This is a genomic window from Martinezella dioscoreae, assembly GCF_009176305.1.
Lineage (GTDB): Bacteria > Pseudomonadota > Alphaproteobacteria > Rhizobiales > Rhizobiaceae > Rhizobium > Rhizobium dioscoreae.
Window position 1 is genome coordinate 1,151,127 of the sequence record NZ_BLAJ01000001.1, and the last position, 17,738, is coordinate 1,168,864.

Genomic DNA, 17,738 nt, shown 5'->3' on the forward strand with positions numbered 1-17,738 from the left:
AAAGCCGTGACATATGTTGGCGCCGGCGCGAGATGGAAATTCCATGCATAGTCGGTGTATTAAGCACTGACCATGCGGACTCACCGAGTCGGCGTATGTTGTGCCAGATTTGAAAGATGCATGAGTTTGAAAGCAGCCGAGCAAAGGTCCGATGCACCGAAGATCGATGATGCGCCCGAGGGCGCAGGCCATCGCTATCGGCTGGAGGGCAATTGGCGCAGCGCCAATGTGCACGGCGTGCTGCGCCAGATCGAGCAGCTGTCCAAGCGCAGTTCCGGCGGCGACGTCGTGATCGATCTTTCCGGTCTTTCCGATGTCGATACGGCGGGCGCGCTGCTGATCCGCCGGCTGAAGGAAAGTCAGGAAGCGCACAAGGCCCATGTCACGATCGAGGGTTCCAATCCGCATATCGATGAATTGCTGACCGCGTTCGATGCGCATCCGGACGATGAGGCGGCGGCTGCAAAGCCGAGGACATCATTGGCGGAGCGCATATTGGCGCCCATCGGCAAAACCGTCTACGAGATCTGGGGCAATCTCGTTGCCGCCATGTACATTCTGGGTTCCGCCGTGCGCGGCGCGCAGCTCAAATTCGGCCGCGGCAGTGGCGTTTCGCCGGCCTCGATCATCAATCAGATCGACCACATGGCAGTGCGCGCCGTTCCAATCATCCTGCTGATGTCGTCGCTGATCGGTGCGATCATCGCTCAGCAGGGCGCTTTCCAGCTGCGCTATTTCGGCGCGGAAATCTTTGTGGTCGATCTCGTCGGAATCCTGCAATTGCGCGAAATCGGCGTGCTTCTGACCGCGATCATGATCGCCGGCCGTTCCGGCAGCGCAATTACGGCCGAAATCGGCTCCATGAAAATGCGCGAGGAAGTGGATGCGCTGAAGGTCATGGGTCTCAATCCCATTGGTGTTTTGATTTTCCCACGGCTGGTGGCGCTGACGGTTGCTCTGCCGCTGCTGACCGTCATTGCCAACTTCGCTGCGCTTTTTGGTGCCGCCCTGGTGTCCTGGGCATATTCCGGCATCACGTTTGCAACCTTCATCTCGCGACTGCATGAGGCCGTCAGCCTTTCGACGGTCATTTCGGGCATGATCAAGGCACCGTTCATGGCGCTGGTTATCGGCATCGTCGCGGCGGTTGAGGGATTGAAGGTGGGAGGCAGTGCCGAGTCTCTCGGTCAGCACGTGACTTCATCGGTGGTGAAGTCGATCTTCGTTGTTATCCTCATGGACGGGCTCTTCGCCATGTTCTATGCAGCAATCGATTTCTGAGGGACGATAACGATGAGCGCGCTTCACTCGGAAATCCCGTTGGAAAAGGATGAGCAGGGCAGGGACATCGTGCTGTCGGCACGGGATGTCACCGTTGGCTTCGGATCGAAAATCGTCCTCGACAAACTGAACCTCAACATCTATCGCGGCGAGATTCTCGGTTTCGTCGGCGCTTCCGGGGCGGGTAAGTCCGTGCTGCTGCGAACGGTGCTGCGGCTATTGCCGCGCCGCTCGGGCAAGATTGAGATTCTCGGCGAAGATTACGACAAGCTCGACGAGCAGGACCGCAACCGCCTCGACATGCGGCTCGGCGTTCTCTTCCAGCAAGGCGCACTGTTTTCCTCACTGACGGTCAAGGAAAACATCCAGGTGCCGATGCGGGAATATCTGGACCTTCCCAAGGAGATGATGGACGAGTTGGCGCTGATGAAGATCCGCATGGTGGGTCTGGCCGCTGATGCCGCCGACAAATATCCTTCCGAACTTTCCGGCGGCATGATCAAGCGCGCGGCGCTTGCCAGAGCCCTGGCGCTCGACCCTGATCTCGTTTTCCTCGATGAGCCGACATCGGGTCTCGATCCGATCGGTGCGTCGGAATTCGATGAACTGATCGCCAAGCTGCGCGACACGCTCGGCCTGACCGTTTATATGGTGACTCACGACCTCGACAGCCTGTTTTCCGTCTGTGACCGTATTGCTGTCCTCGGACAGAAGCGGGTATTGGTGGAAGGTACGGTTGAGGACATGCTCGCCTGTGATGATCCCTGGGTGCAATCCTACTTCAGGGGCAAACGCGCACGTTCGATCGTGCCGCGCGAGGACATCAAGGGGCACAACGACGACAAAGGCGCAAGCGCCCACAGCCGCGAGAAGTGACTGGAGACTATGGAAACCAAAGCCAATTATACGATCGTTGGGTTCTTCACGCTGCTCGTCATCGCGGCTGCCTTCGGTTTCGTCTACTGGATGGCCGAGTATGGCCGCGGCGGCCCGATGGTTGAGCTCGTCGTGCGCATTCCCGGTTCGGCAAATGGTTTGAGCGTCGGCTCGCCGGTTCGCTTCAACGGTATTCAGGTGGGCTCGGTGCAGGGACTGTCGATCGATGCCGACGATCCGAACTATTCGCTTGCCTTCACGCAGGTGCGTGCAGATGCGCCCGTCTATACCTCGACCAAGGCCATTCTTGAGATCCAGGGTCTGACGGGCGCCGCCTATATCGAGCTTTCGGGCGGACGCAATGGCGACGAGAATATTTTGAAGCGTTCGATCGATACGGGTAAGCGGGCGGTGTTGCTTGCGGATCAATCGAGCGTCACCAATCTCTTGACGACGGCCGATAAGATCCTGAACCGCGCCAATGATACGATTGGCGACATTCAGGGCTTCGTCTCGGATTCGCGTGGGCCGTTGACGGATACCGTGCGCAATGCGCAGAAATTCTCGAAGGCCATCGCCGACAATTCCGACAATATCGACAAGTTCCTGGCAAGCGTCGGGCAGCTTTCCGATACCTTCAAGACGGTTTCGGTCCGCGTGGATTCGACATTGGATGCGATCGAGAAGCTGGTGCGTGCGGTCGATGCCCAGAAGGTCAACGACGTCATCGCCAATGCCGACAAGATCACGGCCAATGTTGCCGACGCGACGACCGACCTGAAGGCGACGATTGCGAGCTTCAAGCAGACGGCCGACACCTATACGACGTTCGGTCAGAATGCACAAAAGACGCTGGACCGCGTCGATGCGATCGTCGCGCAGATCGATCCGGCCAAGATCAAGGGATCGGTTGACGATATTGCCGACGTGACGAAACAGGCGCGCACGGCGGTCGCATCGATCCGCGACGTCGCCAATTCCGTTGCCGCGCATCGGCAGGATATCGACCAGACGATCGCCAATGCCCGCGACATCTCCACCAAACTCAACGCGGCTTCCGGCAAGGTCGACGGCATCCTCACCAAGGTCAATTCCCTGCTCGGCGACGACAGTACGAAATCGCTGTTCGCAGAAGCCAAGGACACGCTCGAATCCTTCAAGAAGATGGCGGACAATCTCAATTCCCGCATCGGCCCGATCGCCGACAATCTGCAGAAATTTTCGAGCGGCGGCTTGCGCGATGCCCAGACCCTCATCAACGACATGCGGGGCACGGTTGACAACCTGAATAGTACAATCACTAATTTCGACCGCAATCCGCAGCGACTGATTTTCGGCGGGGATACGGTCAAGACTTATGACGGCCGCGCGCGGCATTGATGAAGAGCGATATCTGGTCTCCAGGGGATAAGCGAAATATGGTCGGTTGCGTGTCGAGTGAGCGTCATCAGGTGTGGAAAGCTGTGATCGCGTTGCCGTTGCTTGCAGCTTTGCTGGGGGGCTGTGGAACCTCCTCCAACAACGATACCTACGATCTTTCCGCGTCGGCGAAGGCGAATGGACCTTCGGTCAAAAGCCGCCAGATCCTCATCCCGCCGCCAACCGCGCTGCAGGCGCTGGACAGCAATCAGATCGTCATTCGCGTCTCGCCCTCGGAAATTCAATACCTCGGCAAATCGCAATGGAGCGACAAGCTGAGCAAGATGGTGCAATCGAAACTGGTCGAGGCCTTCGAAAACACCGGCAAGCTCGGCGGCGTCGGCGTGCCAGGGCAGGGGCTTGCGATTGACTATCAGATCGTCACCGATATCCGCTCCTTCGAAATCAATGCGTCTGGCGGCCAGAAGACGGCAATCGTCGAGATCTCCGAAAAGATCCTGAACGATCGCACCGGCACGGTGAAGGCCCAGAACGTGTTCCGGAAGGTCGTGCCGGTCAGTGGTGGCAGCAATCCCGATTTCGTCCGCGCGCTCGACGCTGCATTTGCTGGCGTGACCGGCGAACTCGTCGACTGGACATTGCGCTCGCTGTAAGGGCGATCAGCGCTCCATCAACTCTTTGAGTGTCTTCAGATCGCGCATGACATGCGCGGCATCGGCTGCGAATTTTGCTTCATCCATGCCTGGTAGCTGGAGCACATTGAACATGACCTCGCAACCGTCGCCGTTCGGTACGACGCGCAAGGCATTGTAGACCTGCAAATCCGATTCCAGTGTTACCCAATGATCGATGACGCCGAAGTCATTGGGAGGCGCGAAGCGCACGCGTGCAGTCCCGAGCGTGCCTTCGGCGATCCAGTCGTCCCCATCCTGCGTCAGTCCCGATGCCAGGCCAGAGGCCCAGAAAGGCATGTTTTCCGGGCGGCTGGCGTAGTCGTAGACCTCCCTCCAGTCGCGAGCGATGGAGACATGTACGATCTGCGCGCTCATGGTCGACATGATGGTTTCCTCCCCTATATCACCCTCATAGGACTGCGATCGGCAGAAAAAACGTTAGTTCGGAAACGGATGAATCGCGAATTCCGCAACATTGTTGCACAGTCCTGCAAAGAGAACGATTCACGGCTTTCGAAGACTTGCCGTTTTCCGTCCGGAGTGCAACAACAGCCCCAACGCAGGGCTGTCGCCGGTCGCGTCGAGCGTCGGTGGCATTGCGTCATATCGGATGTTGCTGTGTCTTCCGGGTCTTCAGGGTAGGGCCGGGCGCAGTCAACGGCTCATTGGAGGATTGTCGTGGAAAAGGCAGAAATCGGGCTGATCGGTCTTGCTGTGATGGGATCGAATCTGGCGCTCAACATCGCCGAGAAAGGCAACAAGATCGCGGTGTTCAACCGTACACCTCAGGTAACGGATGAATTCTATGCGAATGCGGGCGCACTCAAGGACAAGATCATTCCCTGCAAGACGATCGAGGAATTCGTCGAGGCGATCCGCCCGCCACGGCCGATCATCATCATGATCAAGGCTGGTGAGCCGGTCGACCAGCAGATGGCGGCGCTGCAGCCCTATCTCGACAAGGGCGACATCATGATCGATGCCGGCAATGCCAATTTCCGCGATACGATCGCTCGCTTCGATCGTCTGAAAGATACCGGCCTGACCTTCATCGGCATGGGCGTATCCGGTGGCGAGGAAGGGGCGCGTCATGGTCCGTCGATCATGGTCGGCGGCACGGAAGAGTCCTACAAGCGCGTCGAGAAGGTGCTGACCTCGATCGCTGCGAAATACAACAACGATCCATGCGTTGCCTGGCTCGGCAATGATGGCGCCGGTCACTTCGTCAAGACCATCCACAACGGCATCGAATATGCCGATATGCAGATGATCGCCGAAATCTACGGCATCCTGCGTGACGGTCTCGGCAAGAGCGCGGCCGAGATCAGCTCGATCTTCGGCGACTGGAACAAGGGTCGCCTCAACTCCTACCTCATCGAGATCACCGAGAAGGTTCTGGCTGCAAAGGACCCGGCAACCGGCAGTGCCATGCCCGATGTCATCCTCGACAAGGCCGGCCAAAAGGGTACCGGCAAGTGGTCTGCCATCGAAGCCCAGAACATGGGCATTCCCGCGACGGCGATCGAGGCTGCCGTTGCCGCCCGCAGCCTCTCGGCGATCAAGAGCCAGCGCGAAGCAGCCGAGAAGATTTTTGGCACGCCCGACTACAAGTTCCCGATCGCCTTCGGTCCCGATTTGCTGAAGGATCTGGAGCTTGCGCTCTTCGCCGCCAAGATCGGCGCCTATGCCCAGGGCTTTGCCGTCATGGCCGAGGCCTCGAAGGAGTTCAACTGGTCGCTGCCGATGCCTGTCATCGCCAAGATCTGGCGTGCCGGCTGCATCATCCGTTCGCAGTTCCTCGACGAGATCACCAGCGCTTTCACTAAGGCCCCGGATGCGGCGAACCTGATCGTCACCCCGGCCTTTGCCGAGATGGTCAAGGAATCGATCCCGTCGCTGCGTCGCATTGTTTCGGCGGCAACAGCGTCCGGTCTGCCGGTTCCAGCCCTTGCTTCGGCGCTGACCTATTTCGATGCCTATCGCCAGGCGCGCGGCACCGCCAACCTGATCCAGGCCCAGCGTGACTTTTTCGGCGCACACGGCTTCGACCGCGTCGACGGCAAGGACATTCACCACGGCCCATGGGGCAGCGGGGCTCAGGGCTGAGAAAACAGTCGGATGGGATTATGAAAGAGCCCGCCGGAGGAATCCGGCGGGCTTTTCGCTGTCAGCTCGTCGGCCAGACGGGTGGGCTGATGCTTTGCAGCAGTTCCGGTTCTACACCGTCAATACGGGCGATGACCGCCTTGGCGAGTTCGCGGCCGGCATGGCGGAAATCCTCCGATACCGTAATGATCTCGGGCCTGATCCAGCTCAGCACGTCTGTCGATTGTTTGGCGACCATGTCGATATCGCGGCCCAGGCGGAAGCCGGCCGCCTCGATGCCGGCATTGACGGCAATCGCACCACCGCTGCTGGAGCAGACGATCCCGTCAGGCGCATGCGGTGAGCGCATCAGCGCCTCGACCGTGTCCTTGATATCGGCCAGCGCGTTGTCGGTCGTAATCCTCAAGGGGATTTCTTCGGCGCCATATTGATGCAAGCCCGTCTGGAAGCCGATGCGGGTGTGCGAATAATAGGTCAGCTTGCTAGAAGGCTGCAGCAAGGCCAGGCGGCGCCGACCTCTTGCGACCAGTGCCCGCACGGCCTCATGCGCGAAGGCCTCGTTGTCGAAGTCATGGAAGGGGTGGATGATGCCCATATCCGTCCGCCCATGCGTCGAGAAAGGCATGCCGCGCTCATGCATGAGCTCGACGCGCGGATCATCCGGCTCCGTACGCGATATGATGACGCCATCGGCCGAGCCGGTGTCTAGAATGTAGCGCACCGGCACCAGTGGATCCTTGCTGTGCGAATGCGGCGTGATGACCAGGTGATATTGCGTGCCGGCGAGAACTTCGGAAATGCCGAAGACGATGTGGCTGGTGAAGCCCATGATTTCTTCATCGATGCTCAGCACCAGGGCAATCACATTGGTCTTGCCGGTTCTCAGGCGCACGCCCGCGCGGTTCGGTTGATAACCCAATTGTCGGGCGACCATGCGCACCCGCTCCTTGGTCTCGGCTCCGATATCAGAGGCATCCTTCAATGCGCGAGAAACGGTGGTGATCCCTAACCCCGTCATGAAGGCGATTGTTTTCAATGTCGGCCGTTCGGGAGTGGCTGGCGCGCCGCTCCCTGACATTTTTTTATTGTCCATTTCGCTCACGCTTGCCTCCCGGCCGCCTCCCGCAGCCAATCCGCTTATATTGCCTACATGGCCACCGCAAGCATAGACGCCATGCGGCTTCGCCAATGCAATGAGAAAAACTGTAACGATACAGTTGAAAAGTCGAGCCTTATTTTTATGCCGATTTTCATGCCTATTCTCATGGTTGTATTCGTGACTCCTGTCTCGAAAATTGGCCGGGCCGAGATTATGCAAGAGGGCCGCATGAGTGCATCCCTGAAATAAAACATTCAATATCAGCTATTTGTAGAGAGTTTGCAGATTTTTTGACGACCGTTATCACGATGGAATGAAGTTATCTTCCACAGGTAAAATGTAATCAATGATTGTATATTCACGCAGTCATGAAAAATTTATGGTCAGGCGGTTGCGCGTTGAAAATGATTCGAATACGTTTTTCCGGCAACGTTTCAGTGAGGGAGGAGAACTCATGAATATTCGTTTGATGGCTGCCGGTTTGCTTGCATCTGTCGCGATTCCCGCTTTCTCAGCAAATGCGACCGATCTTGAGGTAACGCATTGGTGGACATCGGGCGGCGAAGCAGCTGCCGTGAAGGTTCTGGCTGAGCAATACAACGCCTTGGGCGACAATCACTGGGTCGACGGCGCGATCGCCGGATCCGGTTCGACCGCAACGCCCCTCATCGTCAGCCGTATCCTGGGCGGCAATCCCATGGGTGCAACGCAGCTCAACACGGGCCGCGACGCCGAAGAGTTGGTCAAGGCCGGCCTGATGACCGATCTGACCGACCTCGCCGAGAAGGAACACTGGAAGGACATCATTCGTCCGGCCAGCCTGCTCAATTCCTGCACCTATGAGGGCCGGGTCTATTGCGTGCCGCTCAACATTCACTCCTGGCAGTGGATGTGGGTCAATCGTCACGTCTTCGAAGACAACGGCATGAAGGTCCCGGCCAACTGGGATGAATTCGTTGCCGACGCGCCGAAGCTGCGCGAGAAGGGCATCACCCCGCTTGCGACCGGCGCCCCGTGGCAGGTTGACGGCATGCGCAGCGTCATGCAGATCGGCATCGGCGGCAAGGAGACCTATCTGGCGATCTACCAGAAGAAAGACGCAGACGCTGTGAAGAGCCCCGAAAACCGCAAGGTCTGGGATGCTTTCGCGCAGGCGCGCGATCTGGTTGATGAGAGCTATTCCGGCCGCGACTGGAATGTCGCCACCAACATGGTCATCACAGGCAAGGCCGCCGCACAGATCATGGGCGACTGGGCGCAGGGCGAGTTTGGCGTTGCCAAGCAGGTTGCCGGCAAGGACTATGATTGCCTTCCGGGTCTAGGCTTCCATGGCCTGCTCGATACCGGCGGTGATAGCTTCTACTTCCCGAAGAACAGCAATCCTGACATTACCAAGGCGCAGCTCGAGCTTGCCAGCATGCTGGTTTCCAAGGAAACCCAGGTCAAGTTCAACCTCGCCAAGGGCTCCCTGCCGGTGCGTGGCGATATCGATCTGAGCGCGGCCAGCAGCTGCATGAAGAAGGGTCTGGAAATCCTCAAGAATCCGGACAACGTGGTGCCGGGTGTCACTCAGCTGATCGACCCGGATACGCGCGGTCAGATGACCGATCTCGGACTGCAATTCTTCTCGTCGAAGATGACCGTGGACGAGGCGATCGAAAAGCAGGCCGCCATCTTCAAGCAGGCGCAATAAGCAAGACGACCATCTATCAATCGCGATGGCCGGCATCGGGGCGGGCGAGGGATCTCGCCTGTCCTGAGGCAGGTCACCAACGGAGGTATCGATGGCTAACGCTGTCCGGCCACTGGGTCTGTTCCGTAACCTGAATGCGAAGATCGCCGCCATTCCTATGGTGCTGACGGTGATCGTCGTCTTCGTCGGTTGCACGCTCTGGACCGTCATCTATTCGTTCACAGATTCAAGGCTGCTGCCGAGCTCCAATTTTGTCGGTCTGGCGCAGTATCAGCGTCTATGGGGTACCGATCGCTGGAACATCTCGATCGGCAATCTTGCGACATACGGCATTCTCAGCCTGGTTTTCGCTTTCGTCGTCGGCTTCTTTCTGGCCGTGCTGATGGATCAGAAAATCCGCTTCGAGAATACGTTCCGAACCATTTTCCTTTATCCTTTCGCTCTGTCCTTCATTGTGACCGGCCTCGTCTGGCAGTGGATCCTCGATCCTGCGCTCGGGCTGCCGAAGCTGATGCAGGATATGGGCTTTACAAGTTTCAACTTCGCTCTGCTCGGCAATCAGAAGACCGTGCTTTATGCGCTCGTCATTGCCGGTCTCTGGCAGGGCACCGGCCTTGTCATGGTGCTGATGCTGGCGGGCCTGAGGGGGATTGACGGCGAGATCTGGAAGGCGTCGCGCGTTGACGGCATTCCAGCCTGGCGGACCTATATCTTCGTCGTCATTCCAATGATGCGAGGCGTCTTCGTCACCACGCTCGTCATCGTCGCTTCAGGCATCGTGCGTGTCTATGATCTCGTCGTCGCCATGACATCAGGCGGGCCGGGCTTCGCGTCCGAAATGCCGGCTAAATATGTCTACGACTTCATGTTCCAGCGCTCCAATCTCGGTCAGGCGCTTTCCGCCTCCACCGTCATGCTGGTGACCGTGTTCATCTTCGTCGTGCCGTGGGCTCTCATCGAGTTCCGCCAGAAGCGCCGGTAAGGGAGGAAACCATGGCACTTGCCGCTACCATCGAACCTTCGGGCACCAAGCCCAGGCGCCGCTTTGCCCCGCGCACGATCATGCTCTATGGCATACTTGGGCTGGCCGCGCTCTACTATCTCCTGCCGCTCTATGTGATGGTCGTCACTTCGCTCAAGGGCATGCCGGAAATCCGCATGGGCAATATCTTTGCTCCGCCCATGGAGATTACTTTCGAGCCCTGGGTGAAAGCCTGGTCGCAAGCCTGCACCGGCCTTTACTGCCACGGCATCCAGGTCGGCTTTTGGAATTCGGTGAAGATCCTCGTTCCGAGCGTCATCGTCTCGATCGCCATTGCGTCGGTCAACGGCTATGCGCTCGCCAACTGGCGATTCAAGGGATCGGAAATCTTCTTCACCATCCTGCTGTTCGGCGCCTTCATTCCCTATCAGGTCATGCTTTATCCGCTCGTCATGGTGCTGCGCGAACTTGGGCTGTTTTCGACGCTCGGCGGCATCGTCCTCGTGCACACCATCTTCGGCATGCCGATCAACACGCTGTTGTTCCGCAACTACTTCGCCTCGCTTCCGCCTGAACTCTTCAAGGCGGCACGCGTCGACGGTGCGGGCTTCTGGCAGATCTTCCTGCGCATCATGCTGCCCATGTCGCTGCCGATCTTCGTCGTCGGCATGATCATCCAGATCACCGGCATCTGGAACGACTTCCTGTTCGGCGTCATTTTCGCCGGCACGCAAAACTATCCGATGACCGTGCAGCTGAACAACGTCGTCAACGCCGTGCAGGGTGTCAAGGAATACAACGTTAACATGGCCGCAACGCTGCTGACGGGCGCGGTGCCGCTTATCGTCTATTTCGTGTCCGGGCGGCTCTTCGTCCGCGGCATCGCCGCCGGCGCAGTGAAGGGGTAATTCATGAACAGTAGCGTTTCCATCAAAGACCTTTCGCTGAATTTCGGTGCGGTCAACGTTCTGAAAAATCTCAATCTCGAGATCAATGACGGCGAGTTCCTGGTGCTTCTCGGCTCATCGGGATGCGGCAAGTCGACCTTGCTCAACTGCATCGCCGGCCTGCTCGATATCAGCGAGGGACAGATCTTCATCAAGGGCAAGAATGTCACCTGGGAAGAGCCCAAGGATCGCGGCATCGGCATGGTGTTCCAGTCCTATGCGCTCTATCCGCAGATGTCGGTCGAGAAGAACCTCTCCTTCGGCCTGCGCGTTGCCAAGGTGCCGCAGGACGAGATCAACAAGCGCATTGCGCGCGCTGCCGAAATCCTGCAGATCGAGCCGCTGCTGAAGCGCAAGCCGGCCGAGCTTTCGGGCGGTCAGCGCCAGCGCGTCGCGATCGGCCGTGCCCTGGTGCGTGATGTCGACGTTTTCCTTTTCGATGAGCCGCTATCGAACCTCGACGCCAAGCTGCGTTCGGAGCTGCGCGTGGAAATCAAGCGGCTGCACCAGTCGCTGAAGAACACGATGATCTACGTCACCCACGATCAGATCGAGGCGCTGACGCTCGCCGACCGCATCGCGATCATGAAGAACGGCGTCATCATGCAGCTCGATGACCCGACGACGATCTATAACGCGCCGCGCAATCTCTTCGTCGCCGGTTTCATCGGATCGCCCTCGATGAACTTCCTCAAGGGCGAGCTGGTCAACCGCGAAGGCAAGGTCGTGTTCGCGACCAACGACGTGCTGTTTTCGCTCGATGGCTACAAGGCTGGCGAGGCTCTTCAAGGGGGGCGCAAGGTCGTGCTCGGTGTTCGCCCGGAGCACATCAAGGTCAATGAAGCGACCGCTCCCGGTGCGGAGGTTCACGATGCCACGGTGGATATCGAGGAGCCGATGGGTGCCGATAACTTGCTGTGGCTGAAGCATGCCGGACATACGATGTCGGTTCGCGTCAACGGTGCCCGGCGCTTTGGCCCCGGTTCAGCCGTAAAGCTTAGCTTTGATATGTCGCTCGCATCGCTCTTTGATGCGCAGACAGAACTCAGAATATAATCCCATGCCCGGAGGCGGTCTGACCGCCTCCTTCTCTACAGCGGTCCGGGGAGGTCCGATGTCGTCTTCGATCAATGATAATCTTGCCATCGATCTCGTCGGTTCGTGGAGGCTGACCTCTCCCGACAGCGATCATTCCCTCTCCATGTCGCTGCCCGGTGATATTCATTCCGCGCTACATGCGGAAGGGCTTATTCCCGATCCCTATTTCGCGCGCAACGAAGAAGTCGTGCAGTGGGTTGCCCAGCAGGATTGGGAGCTGACGCGCAGCTTCACGCTCGATGATGCCGGCGGCGACTGGTATCTCGATATCGACTATCTCGACACCGTCGCCAGCGTCTATGTCAACGATACGCTCGTGCTGGAGGCCAACAACTGCTTCCAGCGGTATCGCCCCGATGTCTCGAAGGCGCTGAAGGCGGGCGAAAATACCATTCGCATCGTCCTGCATTCGAGCATTTCCGCTGGTGCTGCCCTTCAGGCGAAACAGCCTTTCTATATCCCCTACAGCACTGGCAATTCGCCGATCCCGAATGGCAACATGCTGCGCAAGCCGCAATGCCATTTCGGTTGGGATTGGAACATTGCGATCGCGCCGCTCGGTCTCTATGGCACCATCGCGCTGAAGAAGCTCGAGATCGCCCGTATCGAGAATGTCGTCACCCAGCAGGTTCACAATGATGACGGTTCGGTCGACCTCAAGGTGACGGTGGCGCTGTTTGCCAAGGGAACGGGGATTGCGCAGCTCTATTTCTCGCTCGACGACGAGCACGTGCGCCTCGATGTCGGCGTCAATGCCGGCGAGACATCGATCACTCACTTCTTCCATATCGACAAGCCCAGGCTCTGGTGGCCGGCCGGCAATGGCGAGCAGGCGCTCTATGCGCTTTCAGTGGAAACCAATTTCGAAACCGTCACGCGGCAGATCGGCTTGCGCACGGTCGAGTTGATCACCACCGAGGATGAAGCTGGCAGCCGTTTTGCCTTGAAGGTCAATGGCCGCGAGATCTTTGCCCGTGGCGCGAACTGGATTCCGGCCGACGCGCTGTTTTCACGTTCCAATCCGGCCGCGACCGAGGATCTGCTGCAATCGGCCGTCGATGCCAATATGAATGCGATCCGCGTCTGGGGCGGTGGCTTTTACGAGCATGACTGGTTCTATGACACTTGCGACCGCATGGGGTTGATGGTGTGGCAGGACTTCATGTTCGCCTGCAATCTCTATCCCTCGACGGGTGATTTCCTCGAGAATGTCGAGGAGGAGGTTGGCTATCAGGTTCGCCGGCTTGCGACGCATCCCTCCATCGTTCTCTGGTGTGGTGATAATGAGCTGGTGGGCGCGCTTACCTGGTTCGAGGAGTCCCGCAAAGATCGGGATCGCTATCTCGTCTCCTACGATCGCCTGAACAGGACGATCGAGACGGCGATGAAGAAGGCTCTGCCGGATGCGATCTGGTGGCCGTCGAGCCCGGCTTCGGGCTATCTCAACTTCGGCGACGCTTGGCATGCCGATGGTTCCGGCGACATGCATTACTGGTCGGTCTGGCACGAGAACAAGTCCTTCGATAACTATCGGACCGTGCGTCCGCGCTTTTGCTCGGAGTTCGGCTTCCAGTCCTATACCTCGCTACCCGTCATCAAGACCTATGCCGAGGCGAAGGATATGAATATCGCCTCTCCGGTCATGGAGCTGCACCAGAAGAATGCAGGCGGCAACGAGCGGATTGCCGGCACGATGTTCCGCTATTTTCGCTTCCCGAAGGATTTCTCGAATTTCGTCTATCTGAGCCAGGTCCAGCAGGGTCTCGCCATCAAGACGGCGGTGGAATACTGGCGGTCGCTGAAGCCGCATTGCATGGGTACGATCTACTGGCAGCTCAACGACACCTGGCCGGTGGCCTCGTGGTCGAGCCTGGATTACGGCGGCCGGTGGAAAGTGATGCATTATCTGGTGCGGCGCTTCTTCCAGCCCGTATCGGTTGCGGCCATTCCCTCCGAAGACAACAAGACGATCCGCTTCTCCCTGGTCAACGATACGAACGCCGACATCATGGCCGATATTTCGGTATCGCTGCTGAAGCTCGACGGTGAGCGCGTGCCGCTGACGACGGCGCACGCCGTCTGCACGCCGGATGCGGCTGTGACGGCATTGTCGATCGACGCGGATCAGGTGCCGGCCGATTGCCTGCTGGCGTGGCGCTTCACCGCATCGAACGGCATGGGCGGCGAGGGGCATTATGTTCACGGCACCTACAAGGCGCTCGAGCTTCAGCCCGCCGGCCTGACGGTGTTGAGGGAGGAGAAAGAGGAAGATGGGACGATCGAACTCGTCGTCACCGCAAAGGGACTTGCGCTGTTCGTGATGATCGAGAGCGAGACGGACGGACGCTATTCCGACAACGCCTTCGATCTCGCTGCCGGTGAGAGCCGCCGCATCGTCTTCACGCCGGCCAAGCCGCTCACAAGCGGCGTGCCCGAATTCCGCATCTATGATCTGCAATCCAGCCAGTCGGTGGACAGCTAGCCGGTGGCCAGCAACCGACGGATTGAGCTATCGCGCCGTTAAGGCGGCGCTTTCGGGGCCACAAGCCCAAGACAGACGGCCGGGAGGCCATTGGAGGACTATCGATGACGAAACTTGGATTTCAGCTTTATAGCGCCCGCAATTTCCAGCCCTATTCAGAGATCTTCGTCAAGCTCGGCAAGGCCGGCTATGCCGAAGTCGAGGGCTTTGGCGGTATCTATGCCGATCTCGACGAGACCGGCCTCAAGAACCTGCGCGCCGAACTCGACAAGAACGGCCTGCGGATGGCAAGCGGCCATTTCAGCCCGGATTTCCTCGATGGCGAAGTGCAGAAGTCGCTCACCATTGCCAAGACCCTCGGCATGGATTCGATCTATGCGCCGCATATCGGCGCCGACCAGCGCCCGAAGGATGCGGCCGGCTGGCGCGCCTTCGGCAAGCGCCTGCAGGAGATGAGCAAACCCTACAAGGATGCGGGCTTCGAATTCGGCTGGCACAACCACGACTTCGAATTCGTCAAGCAGGCCGACGGCTCGCTGCCGATCGAGCAGATCTTCGAAGGCGCTCCGGATATTTCCTGGGAAGCCGATATCGCCTGGGTCATCCGCGGGGGCGGCGATCCCTTTGCCTGGATCGAAAAGCTCGGTCCGCGCATCACGGCCGTTCACGTCAAGGACATTGCGCCGGCTGGCGAGAACAAGAATGAAGACGGCTGGGCCGATGTCGGTCATGGCACGGTTCCGTGGGCAAAGCTGCTCGAGGCGCTCGCCGGCACCAAGGCCAAGCACTTCGTCGTCGAACACGACAATCCGAGCGATGTCGATCGTCTGATCACCCGCTCCATCGCATCCTTCAAGAGCTTTTGAGGCATTTCCACATGGCTAAGGAACTTGGCGTCGGCATCATCGGATGCGGCAACATCTCAACCACCTATTTCTCGCTCGCGCCGCTCTTCAAGGGCCTGAAGGTGCTGGCCTGCGCAGATATCAACATGGAAGCGGCGCGGGCGCGCGCCGAAGAATACAAGGTCAAGGCCCAGACCATCGACGAACTGCTCGCCAATGACGAGCTCGATGTCATCGTCAACCTGACCATCCCGGACGCGCATTTCCCGGTTTCGAAGCGCATCCTCGAAGCCGGCAAGCACGTCTATTCCGAAAAGCCGCTGGTATTGACGCTGGAGCAGGGCGAAGAGCTGCGTCGCATCGCCAAGGAAAAGGGGTTGGCCGTCGGCTGCGCCCCGGACACCTTCCTCGGCGGCGCCCACCAGCTTGCCCGCAAATTCATCGATGACGGCGGTATCGGCCGCGTCACTTCGGGCGCATGCTATGTCATGAGCCCGGGCATGGAAATGTGGCATCCGAACCCGGACTTCTTCTTCCTGCCCGGCGGCGGCCCGATCCTCGATCTCGGCCCCTATTATGTCGCCAACCTCATCAACCTGATCGGTCCCGTGAAGCGTGTCGGTGCGATGACCTCGATGGCATCGCCGACCCGCACGATCACCAGCCAGCCGCGCAACGGCGAGATCATCCCGGTGAAGACGCCGACGACCATCCAGGCGCTGCTCGAATTCGTCAGCGGCGCGCGGATCACGCTGACGGCAAGCTGGGATGTCTGGTCACACCGCCATGCCAATATGGAGCTTTACGGCACCGAGGGCTCCCTCTATGTGCCCGACCCGAACTTCTTCGGCGGCACCGTCGAGGCGAGTGGCCGCGACAAGGACATCAAGCCGCTGGAAAACTGGGCGCATCCTTTCGGTATCGTCAATCAGGAAAGCCCGAACGGCTCCCGGGCTAACTATCGCACGGCCGGGCTTGCCGACATGGCCGCCTCGCTGATCGATGGCCGCGATGCGCGTTGCTCGCTCGACCGCACGCTGCATGGCGTCGACGTCATGACTTCGATCCTGAAGTCTGGCGAGGAAGGCCGCTTCATCGATCTGACGACAACCTGCACGCAGCCGGCAGCCCTCGGCATCGAAGAGGCACAAGCGCTCTTGAAGTAAGCGCCGGAAGAGCTAGTTTGCGCGCGGGTGACCAACCCGCGCGCTTTTCATCTCGAAGGAATTCCATCATGGCCTGGCAACCGGCATCCGATCGTTATTCAAAAATGAAATACAACAGGACCGGCCGTTCCGGTCTCAAGCTGCCGGCGGTCTCGCTGGGGCTCTGGCACAATTTCGGCGGCGACACACCGCATGACCGCAAGGTCGACATGTGCCGCACGGCCTTCGACCTCGGCATTACCCATTTCGATCTCGCCAACAATTACGGACCGCCTCCCGGCAGCGCAGAAACCGCATTCGGCGAGATCCTACGCACCGATTTTGCCGGCTTGCGCGACGAGCTCATCATCTCCTCCAAGGCAGGCTATGACATGTGGCCGGGTCCCTATGGTGAGTGGGGCAGCCGCAAGTATCTGATCGCCTCCTGCGACCAGAGCCTGAAGCGCATGGGCCTCGACTATGTCGACATCTTCTATTCGCACCGCTTCGACCCGGACACGCCGCTCGAGGAGACCTGCGGCGCGCTCGACCATATCGTCCGCTCGGGCAGGGCGCTCTATGTCGGCATTTCCTCCTACAACTCGCAGCGCACGCGCGAGGCTGCGGCCATCCTTAGGGAACTCGGCACGCCATGCCTGATCCATCAGCCGAGCTACTCCATGCTCAACCGCTGGATTGAGGACGACGGTCTGGTGGATACGCTCGAAGATCTCGGCATCGGCTCGATCGTCTTCTCGCCGTTGGCTCAGGGCATGCTCTCGACCAAGTATCTCGGCGGTATTCCGGAAGACAGCCGTGCCGCGCAAAACCACTTCCTGAAGCGCGACTTCATCCGTCCGTCGATCATCGACAATATCAGAAAGCTCAACGAGATCGCCGAGAAGCGCGGCCAGACGCTGGCGCAGATGGCGATCGCCTGGGTTCTGCGCGGCGGCCGTGTCACCTCTGCCCTGATCGGCGCGAGCCGTTCGTCGCAGATCGTCGATTGTGTCAAGGCGCTCGATAATCTCGACTTCGCCGCCGAAGAGCTGAAGCAGATCGATGTCTATGCCAAGGAAGCTGACATCAATCTCTGGGCCAAATCGGCCGAACGCGATTGAACATTCTGA

Annotated in this window: 15 protein-coding genes; 13 read left to right on the forward strand and 2 right to left on the reverse strand. The window is 59.1% G+C overall.

Translation table 11 applies throughout. The annotated features are described in order from the left end of the window. The first annotated feature begins 120 nt into the window (after positions 1–120). Genes GDN47_RS05570 through GDN47_RS05585 form a run of 4 tightly spaced genes read left to right on the forward strand, consistent with a single transcriptional unit; the run spans position 121 to position 4,190 of the window. Positions 121–1,281, forward strand: coding sequence for an ABC transporter permease (locus GDN47_RS05570; protein ID WP_152092754.1), 1,161 nt, complete (start codon positions 121–123; stop codon positions 1,279–1,281). A 12-nt stretch (positions 1,282–1,293) separates the two neighbouring features. After that, positions 1,294–2,157 carry an ABC transporter ATP-binding protein gene (locus GDN47_RS05575; protein WP_113333113.1) on the forward strand — a complete coding sequence of 288 codons (864 nt, stop codon included), beginning with the start codon at positions 1,294–1,296 and terminating at the stop codon, positions 2,155–2,157. 9 nt (positions 2,158–2,166) lie between these two features. Then, the gene (locus GDN47_RS05580) at positions 2,167–3,537 is read left to right on the forward strand and encodes an MlaD family protein (protein ID WP_152092755.1); all 1,371 of its coding nucleotides are present in this window, start codon (positions 2,167–2,169) and stop codon (positions 3,535–3,537) included. A 38-nt stretch (positions 3,538–3,575) separates the two neighbouring features. Then, on the forward strand, positions 3,576–4,190 hold the full coding sequence (locus GDN47_RS05585; protein ID WP_112721200.1) for an ABC-type transport auxiliary lipoprotein family protein: 615 nt from the start codon (positions 3,576–3,578) through the stop codon (positions 4,188–4,190). 6 nt (positions 4,191–4,196) lie between these two features. Here the strand turns inward: GDN47_RS05585 and GDN47_RS05590 are convergent, their stop codons facing one another. Continuing rightward, positions 4,197–4,595: an SRPBCC family protein gene (locus GDN47_RS05590; RefSeq protein ID WP_152092756.1), complete on the reverse strand. Its 399-nt coding sequence runs from the start codon at positions 4,593–4,595 to the stop codon at positions 4,197–4,199. A gap of 294 nt (positions 4,596–4,889) precedes the next feature. Between GDN47_RS05590 and gnd the strand changes: the two genes are divergently transcribed. Further along, positions 4,890–6,317 carry an NADP-dependent phosphogluconate dehydrogenase gene (gnd, locus tag GDN47_RS05595; protein WP_152092757.1) on the forward strand — a complete coding sequence of 476 codons (1,428 nt, stop codon included), beginning with the start codon at positions 4,890–4,892 and terminating at the stop codon, positions 6,315–6,317. Between the two features lie 61 nt (positions 6,318–6,378). On the opposite strand, the gene GDN47_RS05600 is transcribed toward gnd, so the two are convergent. Beyond that, positions 6,379–7,410, reverse strand: coding sequence for a LacI family transcriptional regulator (locus GDN47_RS05600; RefSeq protein WP_152092758.1), 1,032 nt, complete (start codon positions 7,408–7,410; stop codon positions 6,379–6,381). A 460-nt stretch (positions 7,411–7,870) separates the two neighbouring features. On the opposite strand from GDN47_RS05600, the gene GDN47_RS05605 reads away from it, so the two are divergent. The 8 genes from GDN47_RS05605 (at position 7,871) to mgrA (ending at position 17,729) form a co-directional block, all read left to right on the forward strand. Continuing rightward, positions 7,871–9,109, forward strand: coding sequence for an ABC transporter substrate-binding protein (locus GDN47_RS05605; RefSeq protein ID WP_152092759.1), 1,239 nt, complete (start codon positions 7,871–7,873; stop codon positions 9,107–9,109). 91 nt (positions 9,110–9,200) lie between these two features. After that, positions 9,201–10,091, forward strand: coding sequence for a carbohydrate ABC transporter permease (locus GDN47_RS05610; RefSeq protein ID WP_113333117.1), 891 nt, complete (start codon positions 9,201–9,203; stop codon positions 10,089–10,091). A gap of 11 nt (positions 10,092–10,102) precedes the next feature. After that, the gene (locus GDN47_RS05615) at positions 10,103–10,999 is read left to right on the forward strand and encodes a carbohydrate ABC transporter permease (protein ID WP_069613050.1); all 897 of its coding nucleotides are present in this window, start codon (positions 10,103–10,105) and stop codon (positions 10,997–10,999) included. A 3-nt stretch (positions 11,000–11,002) separates the two neighbouring features. Next, the gene (locus GDN47_RS05620; RefSeq protein ID WP_113333118.1) at positions 11,003–12,094 is read left to right on the forward strand and encodes an ABC transporter ATP-binding protein; all 1,092 of its coding nucleotides are present in this window, start codon (positions 11,003–11,005) and stop codon (positions 12,092–12,094) included. Between the two features lie 58 nt (positions 12,095–12,152). Then, entirely contained in the window at positions 12,153–14,618 is a 2,466-nt protein-coding gene (locus GDN47_RS05625) for a beta-mannosidase (RefSeq protein WP_152092760.1), read from the forward strand. Positions 14,619–14,722: 104 nt separating this feature from the next. Continuing rightward, the gene (locus GDN47_RS05630) at positions 14,723–15,484 is read left to right on the forward strand and encodes a sugar phosphate isomerase/epimerase family protein (RefSeq protein ID WP_152092761.1); all 762 of its coding nucleotides are present in this window, start codon (positions 14,723–14,725) and stop codon (positions 15,482–15,484) included. Between the two features lie 11 nt (positions 15,485–15,495). Continuing rightward, positions 15,496–16,629 carry a Gfo/Idh/MocA family protein gene (locus tag GDN47_RS05635; RefSeq protein ID WP_113390928.1) on the forward strand — a complete coding sequence of 378 codons (1,134 nt, stop codon included), beginning with the start codon at positions 15,496–15,498 and terminating at the stop codon, positions 16,627–16,629. 68 nt (positions 16,630–16,697) lie between these two features. Continuing rightward, entirely contained in the window at positions 16,698–17,729 is a 1,032-nt protein-coding gene (gene mgrA, locus GDN47_RS05640) for an L-glyceraldehyde 3-phosphate reductase (protein WP_152092762.1), read from the forward strand. Positions 17,730–17,738: the final 9 nt, after the last annotated feature.